The organism is Nocardioides sp. NBC_00850, assembly GCF_045207335.1.
In the GTDB taxonomy this organism is placed as follows: Bacteria; Actinomycetota; Actinomycetes; order Propionibacteriales; family Nocardioidaceae; genus Nocardioides.
Genome location: NZ_CP108845.1, coordinates 2,076,939 through 2,092,802, shown reverse-complemented (window position 1 = coordinate 2,092,802; position 15,864 = coordinate 2,076,939). Strand labels below are relative to the sequence as shown.

Below are 15,864 nucleotides of genomic sequence, written 5' to 3'. Positions count from 1 at the left end.
GCGCGGCTTTACTTGATGAAAGAACAGTAACCGGCCGGGCAGGTCTGCCGCAAACGATTAAACCGGTTGATTTCGAGGAATTTCTTTGAAGGGTTTTCAGGCGTCCGCGGCGATCACATCAAGGACTTCCGAGCCGTACGTCTCCACCTTGCTGCGGCCGATGCCGGCGATGCGCTGCAGATCCTGGAGGGTGCCCGGCTTCTGCTCGGCGATCTGCTCCAGGGTCGCGTCGGTGAAGACCACGAACGCCGGCTTGCGGATCGCCTCGGCGGTCTCCTTGCGCCACTGCTTCAGCCGGCCGTAGAGCTCCTCGTCGTAAGGCGCGTCGCAGCCCTCGTGACGCCCCGTCCGCTTCTCGGCCGCCGAGCCGAGCGGCCCGCCGCAGGCGTTGCACATCCGCGCCTTCCCGGAGCCGGGGCGCCGCGTCGGCACCGCGGACCGAGTCGGCCGCAACGGGTCGAGGAACCGCGACGGCCTGCGCCGCGCGGCCTGGCCCGGCTGGCGCGCCAGCGACCAGGACAGGGTCAGGTCCACCCGCGCCCGGGTGAGGCCGACGTAGAGCAGCCGCCGCTCCTCCTCGATCTCGGCCGGGGTCGGCTCCTCGCCACGGAGGATGAACGGCATCGTGCCGTCCTGGAGGCCGACCAGGAACACCGAGTCCCACTCCAGGCCCTTGGCGGCGTGGAAGGTCGCCAAGGTCACTCCCGACGGGACCGGTGCGTGCTGTTCGGCCGCACGGCGGTCGAGCTCGGCGACGAGTCCGGCCAGGTCGCCGCCGGCGGCGGAGAAGGTGCGCGCCTGGTCGATCAGCGCCTGCCACGACTCCCAGCGGTCGCGGGTCTGTCCCCGCCCCTCGGGCGGCTCGGAGGTCCAGCCCATCCCGGCCAGGATCCCGTGGACCGACTCCAGCAGCTCGTCACCGATCACCGCACCCTGGCCGCCTCGCGCCGCACCGCGGATCCGGGTCACCGCCTCGCGGACCTCGGGCCGGTCGAAGAATCTGGCGGCGCCGCGCAGGACGTACGGGATCCGGCGCGCGGTGAGCGCGTCCTCGTAGGCCTCCGACTGGGCGTTGATCCGGAACAGGATCGCCATCTCGTTGTAGGGCTTGCCGGACTGGTGCAGACGCAGGATCTCGGCGGCGACGCCCTCCGCCTCGGCGACCTCGTCGGGCTGCTCGACGTGCTCGACGGCCGGCCCGGAGTCGCGCTGCGCCTGCAGCTGGACACCGGCGCTCGGCGTACCTTCCAGGATCTTGTTGGCGGCCTTCACGACCTGCGGCGAGGAGCGGTAGTTGCGGACCAGCTCGACCGAGGTGGCGCCGGGGTGCTTCTTGGGGAAGTCACGCAGGTAGGCGGCGTCGGCGCCGGCGAAGGTGTAGATCGTCTGCGCCGGGTCGCCGACGACGCAGAGCTCGCTGCGCCCGCCCAGCCACAGGTCGAGCAGCGCCGACTGCAGCGGCGAGACGTCCTGGAACTCGTCGACGGTGAACCACTTGTACTGCCGCCTGACCTGCGCCGCGACACGCTCGTCGTGCTCCAGGAGGCCGGCGGTCAGGAGCAGTACGTCCTCCATGTCCATGCGCGCCTGGGTGCGCTTGACGTCCTCGTAGGCCGCATAGATGTGTCCGACCATCGCCGGCGTCAGCCCGCCGACCTCCCGGCCCCGGGCCTCGGCCGACTTGGGGTAGTCGTCGGGGTGGACGTTGGAGACCTTCGACCACTCGATCTCCGAGGCCAGGTCGCGCGCCTGGGCCTGGTCGACGTTGATCCGCTGGCGCTGGGCGGCCGCGCGGATGAGTGGGATCTTCGACTCGGTCAGGTTGGGCAGCTCGGTGCCGTAGACCTTCGGCCAGAAGAACCGCAGCTGGCGCAGGGCCGCGGAGTGGAAGGTGCGCGCCTGGACCGCGCCGGCGCCCATCGCCCTCAGCCGCTGCCGCATCTCCCCCGCCGCCCGGGTGGTGAAGGTGACCGCGAGGACCTCGGGGGGCGCGTAGACGCCGGTGGCGACGCCGTAGGCGATCCGGTGGGTGATCGCCCGGGTCTTGCCGGTCCCCGCACCCGCCAGAACCCGGACCGGACCCCGCAGTGCCTCCGCCACCCGGCGTTGCTCAGGGTCGAGGGCGGCGAGGAGGGACTCGGGGGTCATGGGCGGGAAGAACTCCTCGGGGTGGGAACGTTATGCCTTGCAGGCCAAGACTATTGGCTCGCACCGACAGTTCTGATGAGGAGAGCCCCCGATGAGCAGCTTCACGATGTACACCACACCCTGGTGTGGATACTGCCAGCGACTCAAGGGTCAGCTCGGCCGTGAAGACATCACCTTCGACGAGGTCGACATCGAGCAGGTCCCGGAGGCCGCGCAGATCGTCGAGCAGGTCAACGGCGGCAACCAGACCGTCCCGACCCTCGTCTACCCTGACGGCACCGCGATGACCAACCCGTCGATCGCCCAGGTCAAGGCGAAGCTCGCCGAGCTGGTCTGACGCCGGTCACCACGAGCCGGGCAGCTCCCCGCCGTACCACTCCTCGACCAGCGAGCGGCTGATCGAGATGCCGCTGGGCAGCTTGATCTCACCGCTCTCCGCGACCGCTGCGAGCTCCGCGCGGGTGAACCAGCGCGCCTCGCGGATCTCGTCCTCGTCGACCGTGATCTCGGTCGACGAGGCACGCGCGAAGAAGCCGAGCATCAGGCTGGCCGGCAGCGGCCAGGGCTGGTTGCCGAAGTAGTCGACCTGCCCGACACGTACGCCGACCTCCTCGGCAACCTCGCGACGGACCGCGTCCTCGAGCGACTCCCCCGGCTCGACGAAGCCGGCGAGGGTGGAGAAGTTGGGCGCCGGCCAGCGAGTGTGGTTGCCGAGCAGGCAACGCTCCTCGTCGCTCCCGGGCTCCCCCGACGTCACCAGCATGATCACCGCCGGGTCGGTACGCGGGAAGGTCACGTGTCCCTCCGCGCAGGCCAGCTCGTGACCGGCCGCGCGCGGTTCGAGGGCGCGGCCGCACCGGGAGCAGAACCGGGTCGCCCGGTGCCACTCGGCCAGTCCGATCGCGTGCATCAGGAAGCTCGCCTCGGTCGTGTCGGCGAGCAGCGCGGGGAAGAGCCCGCGCAGATCACGCCACGTCTCGCCGGCCTCCTCGCGACCGGTGAGCACCGCGAACCGGGCACCTTCGGCGGTGTCGCCGAGGAGCAGCCGGATGCCCTCCGGCGAATCCGCCGGCGTACGCCACCTCACCCCGGTCCTGCCTGACGGCTCGACCCTGTTGCCGGCGACCACGAGGACCCTCGTGGTCTCGTCCGACCAAGCCTTGTCGACCCAGCCGTCGTCGGCGCGCAGGTGGCCGGAGCGGTCGTGGGGATCCTGAATGATTCGCAGATGGATGGGCAGCTTCGGGGAGTCCACCCGTCAGAGCCTATGAGGTGGGTATAAGTTCCGCGGCGTGGATCGGTTCTGGCGTATCGCCGCTGTCGTCTCCGTCGTGGTCGCTCTGGCGATCAACGTCTACATCGCCTGGGGTTCCAGCCTCTCGTTCATGTACGACGAGATCGGCACCGTCATCCATGGACGGACCGTCCTCGGGCTCGACTCGCCGCAGCTGAACACCCCCGGCTACTACCCCGGGTGGGGCGTGCTGCTGGCGCCGTTGTGGCTGGTCACGTCCAACGTCTTCACGTTCTACCAGCTGGCGATCGTCGTCGGTCTGGTGATCAGCATGGTCACGATCTGGCCGCTGGCTCGGGTCGCGGTGCGGCTCAGCGGGGTCACACCGGCGCAGGGTGTGGTCGCCGGCGCCATCGTGATGGCCCTGCCGCCGCGCGCGATCCAGGCCGACTACATCCTCTCCGAGCGGCTGGTCACGCTGCTCGTCGTCCTGGCGACCCTGGTCGCGTTCCAACTCTGGGAGAAACCGACCTACCGCGGCGTACTCCTGCTCAGCCTGCTCACCGGGCTCGCGCTCTTCTCCCATGCCCGGATGCAGGTCTTCGTCGCGGCGGTCGCGCTGTGGTTGATCTTCTTTCTTGTACGCAGGTGGCAGATCGCCCTCGTCGGACTGGTCGCCACCGGCGTGCTCGCAGTCGTCGCCAACAAGGCCGCGCTCTGGTTCCACGCGCAGCTGGTGCCGTGGAAGTTCATCCAGGCGCAGGGCTTCTTCGAGAAGGTCACCCAGGCCAACCCGCGGTACTGGGTCGACACCTTCGCCGGCGAGGCCTGGACGCAGATGATCGGCAGCTTCGGCCTCGTGGTCGTCGGCCTAGTCGTGGTGACCGCGCTGTTCTGGAAGGAACTCCGCTCGCGCCAGGTGGGGCAGGCCGGGTTCGTGCTGATCGCGGCCGGGTCGATGTACGTCCTCAGTTGCTTGAACTGGGGCAACGAGTACTCGCTGTTCACCATGGAGTGGCGCCGCTTCGACTACTGGATCTACGGCCGCTACATCGACCCGGTCTTCGCGGTGCTCGTGCTGGCCGGGGTGTGCGCGGCGATCCAGGCCGTACGCTCCCGGGCGGTCCTCGTCTGGACCTGGGTGATCGTCGCCGGGATCTCGCTGGTGACCATCCTCGTGGTCGCCCCCGACGCACCCACCTGGGCCTACACCACTCCGGCGCACATCCCCGGCGCGATCCCGTGGTGGTGGGCGCTTCCGGACGGAGAGTTCCCGCAGCCGGGGCCGATTCCGTCGTTCACCAACGACAACCGCTTCTGGCTGATCGCGACCCTGTGCGCCCTGGTGCCGCTGGCGATCTGGACGCTCCTAGCCGTGCTCTCCCGGCTCAGCCCTCGGATCTCTGTTCGGGTGCGCTCGGTCGTCGTCACCGCGCTCGTCCTCGTCGTGGGCACCGCCGGATCTGCCGTCGCCGACGTGGCCTCCGACAAGTTCCACGACCGCTTCGACCACGCCACCCCGGTCGTCGACGACCTGCGCTCGATCCTCGCCGAGCACCCCGACGCGGTCGTCGCCTACGACGACAACTGCCCCCGCCGCCCCTCGGCCATGAACTCCGAGCGCAACTGGCTGATGTGGTGGATGCTGCCCACCATCGTCGAGCGCGAGTGGGAGTGGGGCGACGACATCGTCTTCTCCTGCCCCTCCGGCGAGCCGGCGTTCGTCACCGGCGCGGTGATGCTGCGCGAGCGCCCGTTCCCGTATGCCACCGTCTGGATCCTTCCTGGCGATCTGCTCGACTCGTTGCGTGAGTCGGGTGAGTTGCCGGAGGTTGCGCGGACGGTGAAGTAGCTTCGGGCTGCTCGCCTGGTCGGTTCAGTTGGTCTCGGTCTGGCGTTTGGATGGGACCGATTTCTGTGGCTGGGCTGGGCCGCCGACCCGTTCTTGGAGGGTCTTCTCGATCTGGACCGGCGTCAAGGACGCCCTTCGGGCGCCGGCTTCGCCGGCCGCTTCGCGGTCCTGGACTCCGGACCAGATCGAGAAAAGATTTGGCTGGCTATCGGGGCGGCGGCCCGGGTGTGGCCACGGCACACTCACCCACGGAAGGTGACCGCTCCACGCCTGCGCCAGGCATGGGGTCTCCGGGGTGAAAGAAAAATTTCTTTCACCCCGCCAACCCCTCCCCAGCCGAGACAGCATCTGGAGGCGAACGAAAATTCGTTCGCCTCCCACCCCTGCCCGGCTGACCGGGACGAAACACCAACCAGAATCCCCAAGCCCGTGCCCAACCCAAACCCCCGCGCCAAACCCCTGCCGCCGACCCGATAGCCAGCCAAAATTCTCGGCGACGACCGGTGTCAAGGATCGCCGCAGGCGACCGGCGCAGCCGGCGGCCGAAGGCCGTCCTTTACTCCGGGCGACGCCGAGAACACCCTCCCCGAAAGGGTCGGCGGCAAACCCCAACCACAAATAACGGCACCCAAACGCGCACCGAAAAGAAGGCGCTACCGATCCCCGCCCACGATCCGCTCCAACTCCTCCCGACCAGGAAGAGCAGAAGGCTCGACAAGCCGACCAGACCGTACGTAATAGAACGCAGCCCGAACCCGCGACAACGGCACCCCCATCAGCTCAGCCCACCCAAGCCGATAGAGGGCCAGCTGGAGCGGGTCGGCGTTCTGGGTCTGGTTGGTCTTCCAGTCGATGATCAGGAAGCTCCCGTCGGGCTCCTGATAGACGGCGTCGATCCGGCCGCGTACGACTTGGCCTGCCAGGACGATCGCGAAGGCTGCCTCGACCCGGTACGGCGGACGGTCGGCGAACGGGCCCTGTTCGAAGGCGGCGATGACCTCCTCGAGACCGGACTCGTCCTCGATGCCGTGGTCGGCGCGACCGGGCAGGTCGTCGGGGTCGAAGAGGTCCTGCTGGCCGAAGCGGGCCTCGACCCAGGCGTGGAACCGGGTGCCGAAGCGGGCCTGAGAGGACGGCTTGCGGGGCATCGGGCGGACCAGGTCGGCGGCGAAGCCGAGCGGGTCGTCGCGCAGCTTCGACATGGCGGTGGCCGACAGCGACGAGGGCAGCGGTACGACCACCTCTGGAGCGCGCTCGCGCTCCGCCTCGGTGAGCAGCCGCTCGATCTCCTCGTCCCACTGGTTCACCGTCTCGAGCAGGGTGAGGTCATCGAGATCGTCGGGCCCCGGGCCCACCTCCCGGACCAGCCTCGCCGCCTCCAGACGGCGCTCCACCTCGGGGGTGTGGTGGTTGATCGGCCAGGGCAGGTCGACCTCCTGCGCGGCGTAGGGACTCTCCTCCTCGCCCTTCACGACGACCTCGGCCCACCGGTCGGGCTTGGCTCCCCACTGGAGCAGCGCCTCGCGGGTCTTCTCCACATAGACCGACGGCCCACGCCCCTCCTTCAGCGATGGTGACCAGCGCCAGCACGAGACGAACTGGATGTGGCGGGCGCGGGTCCAGGCGACGTACGCCAGCCGGAGCTCCTCGACGCGCTCGTGCTCCTTGCGCTCTGCGAGGAGCTCGTCGATCGAGTCGGCGTCATGGCCCTGGAGCTGCGGCAGATCGGCGCGGTCGCCGCGGAGCGCGGCGGGCATGACCGAGGGGACGGTCAGCCACGACGAGCGCGTCTGGCCGGTGGGGAACTTCTTGTGGGTGACTCCGACCAGGAAGACGACGTCCCACTCCAGCCCCTTGGCTCGGTGGACGGTGAGCAGCTTGACCGAGTCGGCCTCCGAGGGCGTGGCGACATCGAGACCCTGGCCGTATTCGTCCTCCGCCTCCAGGTAGGCCAGCAGCGCCGCGAGGGTGACCTGGCCGTCGAGACCCTCGAAGTCGGCGACCGCCTGGACGAAGAGGTCGAGGTTGTCGCGCCTGGCCGAGGCTGCCGGCGAGACCGAGGCGGCCAGCTCGACGTCGATGCCGGTGACGTCGATGATCCGCCGGACCAGGTCGAGGAGTGGCTCGTTGACCGCGCGGCGCAGCCCGCGGAGCTCATCGGCGAGGAGCTTGAACCGCTCCCTGGCCTGCAGCGAGTAGTCGTAGTCGGAGGGGTCGCCGGGATCCTCCAGGGCGTCGTTGAGCGAGGGGATCTCGGTGGGGTCGGTGCCCTCGACCGCCGCCTCCAGCTGCCGCTCGATGTCGGCGAACTCCTCCGCGCCGCCGATGACGCCGGCCAGGTCGCGGGAGCGCCGGCCCAGGATGGCCAGGTCGCGCGGCCCGATTGCCCAGCGCGGACCGGCGAGCAGCGTGAGCAGCGCAGCGTTGGCGGTGACGTCGTGGAGCAACTCCATGGTGGCCACGACCTCGGCCACCTCGGGCAGCCGGAGAAGCCCCTTCAGGCCGACGATCTCGACCGGGATCTCGCGAGCGGTAAGGGCGTCGAAGACCGCTGCCGCCTGCGAGTTGTCCCTGGTCAGGACGCCGATCTCCTTCCACTCCCCGACCGCCTCATGGGCCTCGATCACCTTGTCGGCGAGCCAGAGCAGCTCATCGTCGTACGTCTCGTGGACATGCACCTGAACCTCACCGACGCGCGCGCCATCGGCGGCGACCAGGCGCTCCTTCTCGCGGCCCTCGTAGAGCTGGGCGGCCAGATGGTTGGCGGTGTCGAGGATGCGCGCGTCGGAGCGGCGGTTGACGGTCAGGGAGTAGGCGGGGCGGCGTCCGTCCTTCGTCGGGAAGTCGCGGCCGAACTCGAGGATGTTGCTCACCGAGGCGCCGCGCCAGCCGTAGATCGCCTGGTTGGGGTCGCCGACGGCGGTGACGGGATGTCCGTCGCCGAAGAGGCGGGCGAGCATCTGTGCCTGGGCGACCGAGGTGTCCTGGTATTCGTCGAGCAGCACGACCTTGAACTTCCCGCGCTCGATCTCACCGACCTCGGGCGTCTCCATGGCCAGTCGGGCGGCCAGCGCGATCTGGTCGGAGAAGTCCATCAGCCCGAGCCGGTCCTTGAGCCGCCGGTAGCCGTCGACCAGGTCGAGCAGCTCATAGCGCTTGTCGATCGCGTCGATCGCCTTCTCGACCTTGGTCAGCTTGGTCTTGACCCGTTTCCCGTCGGCCAGCTGGGCGTTGAGGTCGGCCACCTCCAGCGCGAACAGCGACCGCTCGTTGCGGTCGTAGGCCCGCAGCGTGGCGGGGTCGACGAGGTGCTCGGAGAGCTCGGAGTCGAGCGCGAGCAGCTGCTGGACGGCCAGCTTCGGATAGTCGGTCAGTTTCTCCACGGGGTGGGTGTGCCGGGCCACGGCTCGAGCCGCGAGCTGGTAGCGGGTCGCGTCGGCGATCAGCCGGGTGTCGGGCTCGTGGCCGATCCGCAGCCCGTGCTCGGAGAGCAGGCCGGAAGCGTAGGAGTGGTAGGTCGCGACCGTCGGCTCGGTGGGCTCGTCATCCTCCTCACCGGGCCGCGGCGGACCCTCGCGCCGCTCGGGCCACAGCCCCGCCTTCTGCAGCGACTCCCGGATCCTGGTGGCCAGCTCGGCGGTCGCCTTCGTGGTGAAGGTCAGACCGAGAACCTCCCCAGGAAGTACGCGGCCGGTGGCGACCAGCCAGACGACTCGAGCGGCCATCACCGCGGTCTTGCCGGATCCGGCGCCGGCGATCACCACGGCCGGCTCCAGCGGAGCCGTGATCGCGCGGAACTGCTCCTCGCTGTAGAGCCAGTCGTGGCCCATCAGCTTGGCGAGCTCTTCGGGGGTCTCGACCTTCATCGCCGGGTTCATGACAGCACCGATCCCGAGGTCTGCGCCGGGCAGAGCGCGACGAACTGGCACCGGTCGCACTGCTTGCCTGGCCTGGCCACGAACTCCTCTGCGCGCACCGTCGCCACCGCCTTCTCCAGCTGGGTGATGATCTCGGGCGGCTCGGGTGCCTGCACCTGCACCTTCGGCAGCTCGCTCCCCGAACCCGCGGGATGGCGCAGCTGGATCAGCTCCGCTCCCCCGGAGGTCGCCCCAGGCGCGAGCTCGGACGCGGCGCCGTGCTCGACGGCCAACTGGTAGAGGCCGAGCTGGCCGTGCTCCTTGACCTCCTGCGCGGTGGGCGGATACTTCCCGGTCTTCAGGTCGACGACGACGATCCGGCCGCTCTCGTCGAGCTCCAGGCGGTCGGCATACCCGTTCAGGCGCACCGTCTCCCCGCTGGGCAGCGAGACCTTCGCGGTCAGCTGCTCCTCGAACCCGATCACGGTCCGCGCACCGGGGCGACGGTGCCAGGTCAGGAACCGCGCCAGCACGTCCTGGACCGCCTCGCGCTCGCGGGCAGCGGACCAGGGCGTACGGAACTCGAGGCGGCCCCAGACCTCGTCCACGAACGGCATCAGGTCCTCGACGGTGGCGGCGTCGAGGTCGCCGCGGGCGAGCTGCTCGGCGATCGCGTGCACGACCTTGCCGAACCCCTGGCTCGAGGAGTCGGTGACGGCCCCGCCCGCTTCGCGGGCCAGGAACCACTGCGCGGGGCAGGTCAGGATCGCTTCCAGCGCCGACGCGCTCAGCGTGATCGGACGGTCTTCGGGACGCACCGCGGCCGAGGCGTACGTCGGGGCCCGCAGCCCCCACCAGGTCGACGGGTCGGCCGCGAGCGCGATCCGCTTGCCGCGCACCTCGGTGGCGGCCAGCTTCTGCAGCCTTCTCGCGGCCGCCTCGCGCAGCGCGTCGGGCTGGGCCGGATCCGCGGCGGTGCGGCGCAGCTCGGCGACCAGACCGGCCAGCGACAGCGGTCGCGTCGGCCGGCCGACGCGGTGACGGATCTGGTCCTCGCGCAGGCCGAGCTCGTTGATGAACCGCGAGGGCTGGTCACCGTCGTCGTCGGGCGACTTCACCGCGGTCACGACCAGCCGGGACCGGGCGCGGGTGGCGGCGACGTAGAAGAGCCTGCGCTCCTCGGCGAGCATCGCCGAGCGGGTCAGTGGCGGCAGCAGCCCGCCGTGACGGCCGTCCGGCAGCGCCGGGGCGATCCGGTCGGGGCCGAGGAGCGAGTCGCGCCGGCGTAGGTCGGGCCAGGCGCCCTCCTGGACGTGGGCGACGACCACGAGACCCCACTCCAGCCCCTTGGAGCGGTGGGCGGTGAGCAGCCGCACCGCCGAGCCGCGCACCCCCTTGTCGGCCAGGGTGTCGGCCGGGATCTCCTGGGCGCGGAGCGTGGCCAGGAACGTCTCCACCGAGGTGAACTCCTGGCGGCCCTCGATCTTGGCGGCGGTGTCGAAGAGCGCCACGACGGCGTCCAGGTCACGGTGGGCCAGCCGGGCCGCCGCACCCCCCGACTCGACCTGCGCCCGCAGCCGCTGCCCCCACTCGGCACCGTCCCACAGCGTCCACAGCACCTGCTCCGCGCCGGCGCCCTCCTTGAGCGCGGCCCGAGCTTCGGCGAGAAGGGCCGCGAGCCGGCGTACCCGCCCCAGCACCCTTTCCTCGCCCCCGCTGGTCGAGCCGGATTCGTGAGGTACGAACGAATCCGTGTCGAGACCAACACGCTCCGCTTCGGCGCTCGATGGGACCGTGTTGGTCTCGACACGCTCGCTGGCGCTCGCGGCTCGACCAGCGGCGGCGACCAGCAGCGACGGATCGAGCACGGCGCGACGTACGAGATCGTGTGCGGCGACGTCGGGAAACCGTGCCCGCAGGGTGCGGGTGAGGGCGCGGACGTCGGTGGCGTCGAGGCCGCCGAGAGGACCGGTGAGCAGCTCCTCGCAGCGATCGGGGCGTACGTAGCGCTCGTCGAGGTCCGACTCGACATCGGCGTCGACGACGATCCCGAGCGCGTCGAGGAGGACCGCGGCAGCGGGCTCGCGGACCAGCGGGGTCTCGTCGGCGGCGACCTCGACCGGTACGCCGGCGGCGGTCAGCGACCGGCGCAGCTGCGGGATCGAGGTGCGGCCCGAGCGCACCAGGACGGCCATTTCGGACCAGTCGATGCCGTCCTCGAGATGCGCGCGCCGGAGCAGGTCGGCGATGTGCTCGGTCTCGGCGCGGTCGGTGTCGAAGGTGAGCACCTCGGCCCGGCCGGGGTCCTGGGCCAGTGGATGCGGGTTGCGGAAGGTGTCGTAGGCCGCGGCCGGGATCGAGCCGCGCACCGAGATCCCCGCCGCGATCGACCGCGACGCCCGCAGCAGCCGCGACCCGAACCGACGGGTCGTCCCCAGCGCCACCACCGGCGCGTGCCGGCGCTCCCGGGTCAGGAACTGCGAGGGGAAGTCGAGGATCCCGTTGACGTCCGCGCCCCGGAACCCGTAGATCGACTGGTCGGGGTCGCCCACCACGATCAGGTCGCGTCCGTCACCGGCCAGCGCCTGCAGCAGCGCGACCTGACTCGGGTCGGTGTCCTGGTACTCGTCCACGAACACGCAGGCGAACTCGGCCCGGAGCTCGGCCGCATGCCGCTCGGCCTCGATCACGCCGCGCATGATCAGATCGGGGTAGTCGATGGCCGACTGCGCACCGAGCACGTCGAGATACTGCTCCAGGAACCACCCGGCCGCGACGAACTCCTCGATGCCCTCCTCCCGGCCGAGCGCCACCAGCTGGTCGGGGTCGAGCCCGCGTTCGCGCGCCCGCGCGATCACGGTCTGCACCTCACGCGCGAACCCGCGGGTGCCGATCGCCATCCGGAACCGTTCCGGCCACCTCACCGACTCGGGGTGGTCGGCCAGCAGTTCCTGCAGCACCACGTCGGCCTCCGGCGCGGAGAGCAGCGTCAGCGGGGCGGCGTAGAGCTCGGCCGGTGCGTAGCGGCGCACCAGCCCGTAGGCGAAGGAGTGGAAGGTCGAGGAGACCGCCCCGGACAGCGTCCGGCCCAACCGCGCGGTCACCCGGTCGCGCAGCTGCTCGGCGGCCTTGCGGGAGAAGGTCAGCGCCAGCAGCTGGTCAGGACGTACGCCGCGGTTCTCGATCCGGTCGACCACCGCCTCCACCAGCGTGGTCGTCTTGCCGGTCCCTGGTCCGGCCAGCACGAGCAGCGGTCCGCCCGGATGCTCCACGACCGACCGCTGGTGCTCGTCGAGCACCGGCACAGCGGCAGCACTCGGCGGCGGGGCAAGGCGGTAGGCGACGCTCACAGGTCCCACCCAACCAGAGAGCACCGACACTCAGGCGTCATGCCCCAGTCGCATCCGGACAGCCACGACGTCGTCGAGATCTATCCCCTCCGCCTTCCGGACGACTACCTTCAACGGCAGCAGATAGGTGCCGTCCTTGGGGAAGAGCGCGGTGGTGAACGTGGTCGCGCCGATGGTGGCGGTGACGGCGACCTGGCCCCAGTACTCCAGACCCCGGGCGTCCTCCTTGAGGTCCTCGGCGTCCTGGACGGGCATGGGCACGTAGTAGAACGGCGCCGGCCCGCGCCACTCGATGACGGCTCCTTCGAACGCGTACTCCATCTCCTACTCCGCAATGCCCGGGGCAAGCTCGAAGTCGTCGAAGTCGAACCCTGGTGAGACCACGCAGGAGACGAGCGCGTCCTCGGCCGAGGGGACCGTACGCTGCCACACCCCCGCCGGCACGACCGCCTGCGGCACCTGGCCGGCGGCGACGTCCACCCCGACGAGCACGGTCTCCCCCTCGACCGGCGCCGAACCGGCGCCGCCGAACTGGAGCGACACGACGCCGGTGTGCGCCAGCCAGATCTCGTCCGAGGTGACGCGGTGCCACGCGGACGACTCCCCGGCCAGGAGCCGGAAGTAGATCAAGGTCGCGGTCGGACGCACCCGCCCGTCGGGCAGGGTGACGGTCTCGGCAGCAGCCCAGGTCTGCCGGAACGCCCCGCCTTCCGGATGCGGCGCGAGGTCAAGAGCGGAGGTGATGGAGTCAGCGGTCACCCGGCTCATTGTGCCGGGTCTCGTTGGCCGGGTCGTCGGGGAAGCGCGGGTCGCCGAGCAGGTACTGCCAGATCAGTCCCGGCTTCTTGTGCGGCACCGGCTTGGGACCACCGACCGAGCGGCTCTCGACCGCGTCCCAGACGGCGTCGACGGGGCGGGCCAAGCGGCGCACGACCTTGCCGGGCAGACCCGTGTGCGGCAGGTGGGGATGCGGACGCGAAGGTGCCCTCCGCTCGGCCGCGGCCATCCGCTCCGCGATCAGGAGAAGCTCGTCGTCGGAGGCTTCCTCGGCGAGGCGCGAGACCAGCTCGCCCTCCCTCTCCTCCTGGTCGATGAGCGCCTCCTCGACCTCGCCCCACAGCGTCGGCCACCCGTGGGTGGTCTCCCAGGTGGAGCCGTACTCGTGCGCCTTCACGTGGAAGAGCAGCACCTCCAGATGCCGCGCCATGGGGAGGTAGTCATGGACCAGACCTGCTCCGCCTTCGCAGTGAGCGGAGACCGCCGGCAGCAGCGCCTCGTCCACCGCGTGCAGGTGGCGGGACGTACCGGCGTTGAACTGGTCGATCGGCGGGCAGCCCCGGCGGGTCTGCTCCGGCCTGGCGATGATGCTCCGAGCGTGGGCCAGGCGCCCAGCGAGCTCGTCGTGCTTGCGTCGCAGCTCGTCCTGCAACACGGTCGTGGTGGCCATCTGCCTCACCTCGGCTGATAGGGATCCACCCTCCAGAATGCGCCCGTTCTCGCCCCCGCGCAACAGGCAAACGGGCGATCAGACGTCGGCGGGCCGCTCGTTGTAGATCCCGGCCACGTCCTGGCCGCTCAGCGCGGCGATCGCCTCCATGACCTCGTCGGTGAGGGCTCGGCGGGCCTTGCCGAGAGGTACGCCGTCGAAGCGGCCGGCCACCTGGATCGGCTGCCCGAACTCGACCGTGACCTTCGCCAGCCGCGGCAGGCTCGACCCCACCGGCTGGAGCTCCGCGGTCCCCCGCAGGCCCACCGGCACCACGGGCACGCCGGCGGTCAGCGCCAGGTGGGCCACCCCGGTGCGTCCGCGGTAGAGCCGGCCGTCGCGCGACCGGGTGCCCTCCGGGTAGATCCCGAACGCCTCACCCTTGTTGAGGACCTCCAGGGCCACCTCCAGCGAGCCGAGCGCGGCCTGCGGGTCGTCGCGGTCCACGGGCAGCATCCCCATGCCCTCGAACCACGCCCTCTGGGCAGCGCCCTTGAGCCCGGTGCCGGTGAAGTAGTCCGACTTGGCCAGGAAGTGCACCGGCCGGGGCGTGACCGACGGGATCACGATCGAGTCGGCGAAGCTGAGGTGGTTGCTGGCCAGGAGCACGCCACCGGTGCGCGGGACGTTCTCTGCCCCCGTCACCGTGGGGCGCCAGACGGCCCGTAGAAGGGGTGGCACGACGGCGTGGAGGACGCGATACATCACGTGCTCATCGTAGGCGGCAGCCACATCGCCGCGCGCAGGTCCACCGCCCCCGAGACGCGGCGCGGGGTGCCCTCCTCGAGATAGGCCTGCCGCGCCTCCTCACCGTGGGAGGCGGGGAGCGAGCCATCGGCCCGCACCACCCGCCACCACGGCATCCCCGCGCCCTCGCGCGCCATCACCGAGCCGACCTGCCGAGGCCCGCCTCCGAACTCGTCGAAGAGGGCATCGGCGATCGCGCCGTACGTCGTCACCTGCCCGCGTGGGATCTGCTCGACAAGACGCAGAACGGCTTCTACGTACGCCTCCCGGTCCGTCATGCCGGGCACATTAGCGCGGTGTCACAGGATGGGGCTGAACGGCTCCGTGCCCTGGACCAGACGCAGACCGGAGATGCCCGAGTTCGCCTGGGCGTACTTCAGCTCGAGGTCCATGTCACCGATGTTGTTGGACCCGGCGAGCGGCAGCAGGCCCAGGGTCGACAGAGCCCCGACCGCCTTGCCGTCTGCGTTCAGGAAGCCGGAGCCGGAGTCTCCGGGGATGCCGGGGGTGAGGTTGTAGAGCGGGTGCGACCAGCGGGTGCCGTTGACGCTGTCACCGAGCGAGAGGCCGATCTTCGGCGAGAGCAGGTCGACGTCGGCGCGCAGCGAGGAGTTGCCGTAGGAGTAGACCTTGTCGCCGGCCACGGTGCCGTCGGTGTCGATGCCCGTCGGACCGCCCCAGATCGGCACGCTCGGGTTGACCTTGCCGGCGTCGGCGGCGTTGACCTTGACCAGGGCGAAGTCGTTGTAGGCGCAGGTGTTCTCGTCCTTGGTGCCCGACTTCTGCATGGTCTGCCAGGAGGAATACGCCAGCTTCCCCTTCCCCAGGACGGTGCCCTCGCTCAGCAGCGAGCCGCCCTCGTTGAAGGTCACCTCGGTGCCCAGCGGGAGCGACTTGGCGGCGCAGCCGTTGGTGTCGGTGGCCTCACCGAGACCCGCACAGTGGGCGGCGTAGCCGACGTAGACGTTCGAGGCGGAGTCGGCGAAGACGAAGTTGGCGGTGCACTGGGCACCATCGGTGTACATCATCACGCCCGGGGTGATGGTGGCCGTGTCGGCAGGGGCCCAGGCGTGGGCCGGGGACGGGATCAGGGCCGGGACGAGCGCGGCGGTCAGGGTGCCGGCGGCGACGGCTGCGGCGCGGCGTACGGAACGGCGTGTGCGGAGCATGTGGGGGCCTCGGTCTGTAGG

General features: G+C 70.5%; 12 protein-coding genes. 2 read left to right on the top strand and 10 right to left on the bottom strand.

What is annotated here, in order from left to right; translation table 11 throughout:
• Positions 1 to 96: 96 nt before the first annotated feature.
• Positions 97 to 2,148 (bottom strand): ATP-dependent DNA helicase UvrD2, encoded by a 2,052-nt coding sequence (locus OH802_RS10325; protein WP_406027560.1) that lies wholly within the window; start codon positions 2,146 to 2,148, stop codon positions 97 to 99.
• Between the two features lie 91 nt (positions 2,149 to 2,239).
• On the opposite strand from OH802_RS10325, the gene OH802_RS10320 reads away from it, so the two are divergent.
• Complete coding sequence (locus OH802_RS10320) at positions 2,240 to 2,485, top strand: mycoredoxin (protein WP_406027558.1); 246 nt, start codon at positions 2,240 to 2,242, stop codon at positions 2,483 to 2,485.
• 6 nt (positions 2,486 to 2,491) lie between these two features.
• Here OH802_RS10320 and nudC read toward each other — a convergent pair whose 3' ends face one another.
• Entirely contained in the window at positions 2,492 to 3,403 is a 912-nt protein-coding gene (gene nudC, locus OH802_RS10315; protein WP_406027556.1) for an NAD(+) diphosphatase, read from the bottom strand.
• 37 nt (positions 3,404 to 3,440) lie between these two features.
• Here nudC and OH802_RS10310 point away from each other — a divergent pair, with 37 nt between their 5' ends.
• On the top strand, positions 3,441 to 5,234 hold the full coding sequence (locus OH802_RS10310) for a hypothetical protein (protein WP_406027554.1): 1,794 nt from the start codon (positions 3,441 to 3,443) through the stop codon (positions 5,232 to 5,234).
• Positions 5,235 to 5,887: 653 nt separating this feature from the next.
• On the opposite strand, the gene OH802_RS10305 is transcribed toward OH802_RS10310, so the two are convergent.
• The 8 genes from OH802_RS10305 to OH802_RS10270 form a co-directional block, all read right to left on the bottom strand.
• Complete coding sequence (locus OH802_RS10305; protein WP_406027552.1) at positions 5,888 to 9,163, bottom strand: UvrD-helicase domain-containing protein; 3,276 nt, start codon at positions 9,161 to 9,163, stop codon at positions 5,888 to 5,890.
• On the bottom strand, positions 9,109 to 12,441 hold the full coding sequence (locus tag OH802_RS10300) for an ATP-dependent helicase (RefSeq protein ID WP_406027551.1): 3,333 nt from the start codon (positions 12,439 to 12,441) through the stop codon (positions 9,109 to 9,111). The genes OH802_RS10305 and OH802_RS10300 overlap by 55 nt, the downstream gene beginning before the upstream one ends.
• A 30-nt stretch (positions 12,442 to 12,471) precedes the next feature.
• Positions 12,472 to 12,762, bottom strand: coding sequence for a DUF1905 domain-containing protein (locus OH802_RS10295; protein ID WP_406027549.1), 291 nt, complete (start codon positions 12,760 to 12,762; stop codon positions 12,472 to 12,474).
• A gap of 3 nt (positions 12,763 to 12,765) precedes the next feature.
• Positions 12,766 to 13,209, bottom strand: a complete 444-nt coding sequence (locus OH802_RS10290) for a cupin domain-containing protein (protein ID WP_406027547.1) — start codon at positions 13,207 to 13,209, stop codon at positions 12,766 to 12,768.
• Positions 13,190 to 13,888 carry a hypothetical protein gene (locus OH802_RS10285; protein ID WP_406027545.1) on the bottom strand — a complete coding sequence of 233 codons (699 nt, stop codon included), beginning with the start codon at positions 13,886 to 13,888 and terminating at the stop codon, positions 13,190 to 13,192. The genes OH802_RS10290 and OH802_RS10285 overlap by 20 nt, the downstream gene beginning before the upstream one ends.
• Before the next feature lie 78 nt (positions 13,889 to 13,966).
• Positions 13,967 to 14,632 (bottom strand): lysophospholipid acyltransferase family protein, encoded by a 666-nt coding sequence (locus tag OH802_RS10280; RefSeq protein ID WP_406029272.1) that lies wholly within the window; start codon positions 14,630 to 14,632, stop codon positions 13,967 to 13,969.
• The gene (locus tag OH802_RS10275) at positions 14,632 to 14,952 is read right to left on the bottom strand and encodes an MGMT family protein (protein ID WP_160027391.1); all 321 of its coding nucleotides are present in this window, start codon (positions 14,950 to 14,952) and stop codon (positions 14,632 to 14,634) included. Before OH802_RS10275 ends, OH802_RS10280 begins: the two co-directional genes overlap by 1 nt.
• Before the next feature lie 21 nt (positions 14,953 to 14,973).
• The gene (locus tag OH802_RS10270; RefSeq protein ID WP_406027542.1) at positions 14,974 to 15,843 is read right to left on the bottom strand and encodes a hypothetical protein; all 870 of its coding nucleotides are present in this window, start codon (positions 15,841 to 15,843) and stop codon (positions 14,974 to 14,976) included.
• Between the last annotated feature and the right edge of the window lie 21 nt (positions 15,844 to 15,864).